Origin of the sequence: Ectobacillus ponti, from assembly GCF_024294785.1 — a bacterium.
GTDB classification, from domain to species: domain Bacteria; phylum Bacillota; class Bacilli; order Bacillales; family Bacillaceae_G; genus Ectobacillus; species Ectobacillus ponti.
This window is the reverse complement of record NZ_JANCLT010000132.1, coordinates 1-502: the sequence shown is the minus strand read 5'-3', so window position 1 is coordinate 502 and position 502 is coordinate 1. Positions and strand designations below refer to the sequence as shown.

The 502-nt window shown below is 72.3% G+C and carries 1 protein-coding gene; it reads left to right on the top strand.

The window, feature by feature from the left end; genetic code table 11:
• Window positions 1-502, top strand: a 502-nt coding sequence (locus NK662_RS24885; protein ID WP_254761397.1) for a peptide-methionine (S)-S-oxide reductase, incomplete at both ends; no start/stop codon positions are given.

Sequence of the window (502 nt, the reverse complement as noted above, 5' to 3'; positions counted from 1 at the left end):
GGTGAAGCGGCTCAAGGACGTGGCGGTGGCGCGGCGCGAGTTCGACGCCCACATGGACGCGCTCGGCAAGGTGGAGCACCGCAACGTCCTCCCCGTCCGCGCCTACTACTTCTCCAAGGACGAGAAGCTCCTCGTCTTCGACTACCTCCCCAACGGCAGCCTCTCCGCCATGCTCCACGGGAGCCGGGGGTCCGGCAAGACGCCGCTGGACTGGGACGCGCGGATGCGGTCGGCGCTGTCGGCGGCGCGCGGGCTGGCGCACCTGCACATGGTGCACAGCCTCGTGCACGGCAACGTCAAGTCCTCCAACGTCCTGCTCCGGCCGGACGCCGACGCGGCGGCCGGCGAGGGCCTTGAGCTGGCGCAGTTCGCGGCGGGGTGCTTCTGGAGCGTGGAGCTGACGTACCAGCGTCTCCCGGGCGTGGCGCGCACGGAGGTGGGCTACTCGCAGGGCCACCGCCACGAGCCGACCTACCGCGACGTCTGCGGCGGCGGCACGGGG